1 protein-coding gene is annotated in these 346 nt (G+C 57.8%); it reads left to right on the top strand.

Annotation, left to right across the window (positions count from 1 at the left end):
- Window positions 1–59: 59 nt before the first annotated feature.
- On the top strand, window positions 60–346 hold a 287-nt coding region (locus tag AC0L3J_RS37720), incomplete at its 3' end, for a hypothetical protein (protein WP_473350484.1).

Here is a 346-nt window from a genome sequence, read left to right as displayed (position 1 = left end):
AAAACCGTTTGCGAGCGCTGTCCCAACTCGGTGTGGTTCGCATCGCCGGCGGAGCTGAAATGCTATTGCCGCGTGATGTTCCTGGTCACGTGGAGCAGCAAGGAGCCGAACCAGCTCACGCACTGCGACGGGGAGTTTCTGGGCCAGGAAGAGGGCTAAAGCCCGAACAGATCGCGGCGGCCGAGAAATATGTTGCCGAGCGCGAGCAAAAGCGGCTAAACGGCTTCGATATACCGAAGCATGCACGATATACTGATTATGTTGGTGCGCTGTCCTATGCAGCACATCCACGAAAACCGTCCGGGCGTGCTAACTGCGCTGAACAAAATCTTCGCCGAGCAGGGCG

It is taken from the genome of Bradyrhizobium sp. Kon37 (assembly GCF_055807535.1).
This window is presented reverse-complemented; position numbering and strand designations above follow the sequence as displayed.